The sequence below is a fragment of the Protofrankia sp. CiP1_Cm_nod4 genome (assembly GCF_982290645.1).
This window is the reverse complement of the sequence record NZ_CEVIVC010000052.1, coordinates 4,506-9,863: the sequence shown is the minus strand read 5'-3', so window position 1 is coordinate 9,863 and position 5,358 is coordinate 4,506. Positions and strand designations below refer to the sequence as shown.

The following is a 5,358-nucleotide window of genomic DNA, read 5'->3' as shown; positions in this document are numbered from 1 at the left end:
CACCGACTGTGATGATCCGCTGGCTGTGACGGCCTGCCGGGCAGGGCCGGCGCAGGCCCGGATCCGGATCTGGTGCCGGGCCCGGATCAGGTGCCGGCGTCGGAGCCGGCGTCGGCGTCGAGGGCGGCTCGCAGCGCGTCCGACAGCGTGTCCACCTCGGCGAGGCCGACGACCAGCGGCGGGCAGAAGGCAAGGGTCGACGCGCCGATCGGACGGACGATGACACCATGGGTGAGCATGTGGTCGCGTATCGCGGTGGCATCCACCCCGGCTGGCAGGTCGACCGCCCACATGGCGCCGCGGCCGCGCACGTCGGTGAGGCCGTGCGTCCGCGCCACCGAGCGCAGGCCGGCCGCGAGGCGGTCACCTATCGCGGGCGCCCGGCCGATCAGGCCCTCGGACTCCAGCAGGCCGATGTTGGCGAGCGCGGCCGCGCACGCCGCCGGGTGCCCCGCGTAGGTGCCGCCGTGCCGCAGCACCACATCCGGGCGGGTCAGCGGTTCGTGCACGGCGGGCCCGAGGAGCACGCCGCCGAGTGGCTGGTAGCCGCTGGTGACGGCCTTGGCGAAGGTGACGATGTCGGGCCGGACGCCGAAGTGGTCCGCGCCGAACCAGTTCCCCAGCCGCCCGAAGCCGGTGATCACTTCGTCGAGGATGAGGAACACGCCATGGCGGTCGCACAGCTCGCGCAGCCCGGTGAGGTAGCCCGGCCGCGGCGGGTGGACGCCACCGGCGCCGATCACCGGCTCCGCGATCACCGCGGCGGCCCGGCCGTGGCTGTCGGCCAGCACCGCGCCCACCGCGTCCAGGTCGTCCTTGTCGACCTGGACGACATCGCCGACCCCTGGGCCGAATCCCTCCCGGTTGGCCGGCAGCCCGGTCAGGGTCATCCCGCCGTAGGTGACGCCGTGATAGCTCGGGGAGCGGCTGATGATGATCGTCCGCTCCGGCCGGCCCGCGAGGGCGTGCGCGAGACGGGCGATCTTCACCGCGCTGTCCACCGCCTCGGACCCGCCGTTGGTGAGGAAGACCCGCGCCTGTGGCATGGGCGCGAGCGCGGCGAGCCGCTCGGCGAGCGCCTCGGCCGGGGCGTTGGTGAACCGCTCGAAGAGATGGAACGCGTCCAGCTCCCGCAGCTGCGCCGCGACCGCCTGGATGATCTCTTCGCGGCCGTGGCCGACCGCGCAGTGCCACAGGCCCGCCATCCCGTCGAGGTAGCGGCGGCCGGAGTCGTCCGTGACGTATGCGCCCCGGCCGGAGACGATCCGCAGGAACGACCCCGCGGGCGCCGCCGGACGCGCGAACGGGTGCAGCAGCGGCCCCGGCTCCGCCGGTTCCCCCGTCCTGGGAGGCGACTGGGCAGGGTGCGGCCGGGCGCGGGAGCCCGGCTGGGCGGGGTGTGACGCGGGCGCGGGGCGTGGCATGCAGGCAAGTAGCGCACGTCCCGGGCAGCGTCGCAACAGCCCCGTCGTTCCAGGCCCGTCGTTTCGCCAGGTGCGTGGCGGGGCTCGCTCGGAGGGCGGCGGGACAACGCCGTCCCCGCCAGGCCCGTCCCCGCCAGGCCCGCCCGCATCGGGGGGCGAACCGGGAACAATCATGATTTGTTCTACCGGATACGCCCGGAAATAATCGGTAGTCCGTAAGCAACAGAAATCCTGTAAGCGGTGGAAATCCTCCCGGAGTTCTTCATCCGTTATGGAGCTGGCATTTCCGGGACGGCTGTCGGTGCGGGTTCCCGCACTTCGCGCCAGGCCGGTGGCAGGACGGTCCTGTCTTTCGCGCGTCAGCTGTGGACCGGGCCGGCCGGTGCCGGGCGGGCTACGCTTTCCCTACCGGGCGCCGGTGGTCCGAGCGGCCCGGTCGGGTCCTCGCGATTTCCGGATTCCCAGGTCACTGGGCGGAGGCGAGGTCACTGGGAGGGGGCGCAGCACATGGCCGGAACAGCATCCGAACCGAAGGATGGCATCCTGCCGGCCCGCCGTGACGAGCGGGTGGCCGCCCTTACCGAGCGTGAGGAGCTGCGGCTACAGGAGCGCACCCCGGGCTCACGGGCGATGCACGACCGGGCGGTGCGCTCGATGACGAGTGGGGTCCCGTCGTCCTACCAGGCCCGTGATCCCTGGCCGATCTACCTCACGCACGGGCGCGGTTCCCGGGTGTGGGACGTCGACGGCAGCGAGTACTGCGACTTCCACAACGGCTTCGGCTCGATGGTGCAGGGGCACGCGCACCCGGCGATCGTCCGGGCGGTGCGGGAGCGGATCGGGCTGGGCAGCCATTTCGCCATGCCGACCGAGGACTCCCTGATCGTCAGCGAGGAGCTGGCACGCCGTTTCGGCCTGCCGCAGTGGCGCTACGTCAACTCGGGCTCGGAAGCGACCATGGACGCGATCCGGATCGCCCGGGCCGTCACCGGGCGTGAGACGATCATCAAGATCTTCGGCTCCTATCACGGCCACCACGACTACGTGATGGTCTCCATCGGCACCCCGTACGACGAGATCGGCCCGCCCGACAACATGGCGTCCCTCGCCTATGGCGAGGGGATACCGCGGGCCGTCGTCGACCTGACCGTGCCGGTGCCGTTCAACGACGCCCCGGCCATGGAGCGGCGGATCGAGGCGCTCGTCGCCGACGGGCGGCCACCGGCATGTGTGATCATGGAAGCCGCGATGATGAACCTCGGGGTGATCCTGCCCGAGCCCGGCTACCTGGAGGCCGTCCGGGAGATCACCCGGCGTCACGGCATCGTACTGATCTTCGACGAGGTCAAGACCGGGCTGTGTGTGGCGCCCGGGGGAGCGACCGAGCGGTTCGGCGTCCGGCCCGACATGGTCACCCTGGCCAAGGCGCTCGGCGGCGGTCTGCCCTCCGGCGCCCTCGGCGCGACCGCCGAGATCATGGAGGTGGTCGCGTCGGACCGGGTCAAGCAGGTCGGGACGTTCAACGGCAACCCGCTGACCATGGCCGCGGCCCGGGCGAGCCTGCTGGAGGTCCTCACCCCGCAGGCGTACGCCCACCTGGACCGGCTGTGTGAGCTGCTGATCGCCGGCTGCGACGAGATCCTGCGCCGGCACGGGCTGCTCGGCTACACGGTCGGGATCAGCTCGAAGGGCTGCGTCCACTTCACCGACGCGCCGATCCGCGACTACACCTCGTTCATGGCGCACCAGAACGCGGCGCTGCCGGAGCTCGCGTGGCTGTACAACGCCAACCGGGGCGTGCTGATGGCGCCGGGCCGGGAGGAGGAGTGGACGCTGTCGGTGCAGCACACCGAGGCCGACGTCGACCGCTACCTGGACTCCCTGGACGCGCTGGCCCGCGATATCACCTCGTGACGGAATGTCACCTCATAGCGGAATGTCACGGCCTGGCGGGATGGCATCTGCTGACGGACTGTCACCACGTGGCAGGCGGGCGCCACCCGCTGACGAGCACCGCCGGGCCATCGAGGGGACCTCGGGCGCGCGGGTGGCCCGGCCGGCCGCCCGGGAGCGCCCGGGAGTGCCAGGGGGCACGGCGGGGGATACCGGGGGAGGCTGAGGATATCCGAAGGACTTCCTGAGAGGCGGCTCAAGGATGACCGGGGATATGACGCTCAAGGGATATTTCGGTATGATTTCTGCGTCAAATCCTTCTGACGGGGACGTAATCCGTGGTCTAGTCTGCCTGTCAGTGGCCTTCTCGCGCCCGGGGATTCCGCGACCGGCCGAAGAACGCGCGGCCACAGCTCTTCTCGCGCGCTCGGAGCCCGGCCGGGAACCCGGTGCCGACGCCAGCCGGCAATCCGGTCGACGCCGGCCCGGCCCCAGGTCCGTTCGATCCATATCGGCTACCGGAGTGTGCGTATGGACAGGATTCTGACGAACTTCATCGGCGGTACCAGCGTCCCGGCGGCGGGCGGCCGCACGATGCCGCTGGTGAACCCGTCCACCGCGGAGGTCTTCGCCGAGGCGTCCCTGTCCGGCCCGTCCGACGTGGACGCCGCGGTCCAGGCGGCCGGGCGCGCCTTCGAGTCCTGGCGCGACACCACGCCGAGCGAGCGGGCCAGGGCCCTGCTCAGGCTGGCCGACGCGGTTGAGAAGCGCGCCGCGGACCTCGTCCGGGGGGAGAGCGAGAACACCGGCAAGCCGATCGAGCTGACCATGAACGAGGAGATCCCGCCAATGGCGGATCAGATCCGTTTCTTCGCCGGTGCCGCCCGGCTGCTCGAGGGCCGCTCGGCCGGGGAGTACCTGGCCGGTCACACCAGTTTCGTCCGCCGGGAGCCGGTGGGGGTCTGCGCGCAGGTCACGCCGTGGAACTACCCGATGATGATGGCGGTGTGGAAGTTCGCCCCGGCGATCGCCGCGGGGAACACCGTGGTCGTCAAGCCGTCGGAGACGACGCCGGTGAGCACGCTGCTGCTCGCCGAGATCGCCGCCGAGTTCCTGCCGCCCGGCGTCCTGAACGTGGTGTGCGGGGACCGGGACACCGGCCGGGCGCTGGTGGCCCACCCGCTGCCCGCGATGGCGTCGGTGACCGGCAGTGTCCGGGCCGGCATGGAGGTCGCCCGGTCGGCTGCGGACTCCCTCAAGCGGGTCCATCTGGAGCTCGGGGGCAAGGCGCCGGTCATCGTCTTCGACGACGTCGACGCCGAGGAGGTGGCGGCGGGGATCGCGGGCGCGGCCTACTTCAACGCCGGCCAGGACTGCACCGCCGCCACCCGGGTGCTGGCGGCCCCGGGCGTCCATGACGATCTTGTTGTCGCCCTCACCGAGCAGGCGCGGGCGACCCGGACGGGGCCACCGCAGGAGCCGGCGGCGGCCTACGGCCCGCTGAACAACCTCGGCCAGCTCGGCCGGGTCCACGGCCTGGTGGAGCGCAGGCCGTCGCACGCCGAGGTGCTCACCGGTGGGGAGCCGCTGGATCGGCCCGGGTTCTTCTACCCGGCGACGGTGGTCGCGGGCCTGCGCCAGGACGACGAGATGATCCAGAACGAGATCTTCGGCCCGGTCGTGACCGTCCAGCGCTTCAGCTCCGAGGACGAGGCGGTGGCCTGGGCGAACGGGGTCGAGTACGGGCTCGCCTCCAGCGTGTGGACGCGTGACCACGGGCGGGCCATGCGGGTCGCCCGCCGGCTCGACTTCGGCTGTGTATGGATCAACACCCATATTTCGCTGGTGGCCGAGATGCCGCACGGCGGCTTCAAGAAGAGCGGTTACGGGAAGGACCTGTCGATCTACGGTCTGGAGGACTACACCCGGGTCAAGCACGTGATGAGCAACATCGAGTTCTGACCGGTTCGGGCTGTCGGAGGCCGGCCGGGGGCCGTGACGGTGCCACGGGCGGGCATCCCGCACCGCACCGCACCGCACC

3 protein-coding genes are annotated in these 5,358 nt (G+C 71.6%); 2 read left to right on the top strand and 1 reads right to left on the bottom strand.

Annotated features, from left to right (window positions below; genetic code table 11):
- Window positions 1–86: 86 nt before the first annotated feature.
- Window positions 87–1,424, bottom strand: coding sequence for an aminotransferase family protein (locus AC5LSR_RS12115; RefSeq protein ID WP_250281809.1), 1,338 nt, complete (start codon window positions 1,422–1,424; stop codon window positions 87–89).
- A 507-nt stretch (window positions 1,425–1,931) separates the two neighbouring features.
- Between AC5LSR_RS12115 and AC5LSR_RS12110 the strand changes: the two genes are divergently transcribed.
- Together AC5LSR_RS12110 and AC5LSR_RS12105 are read left to right on the top strand one after the other, a co-directional pair.
- Entirely contained in the window at window positions 1,932–3,338 is a 1,407-nt protein-coding gene (locus tag AC5LSR_RS12110; protein ID WP_250281807.1) for an aspartate aminotransferase family protein, read from the top strand.
- A 510-nt stretch (window positions 3,339–3,848) separates the two neighbouring features.
- Window positions 3,849–5,279: a gamma-aminobutyraldehyde dehydrogenase gene (locus AC5LSR_RS12105; RefSeq protein ID WP_250281806.1), complete on the top strand. Its 1,431-nt coding sequence runs from the start codon at window positions 3,849–3,851 to the stop codon at window positions 5,277–5,279.
- The last annotated feature ends 79 nt before the right edge of the window (window positions 5,280–5,358 follow it).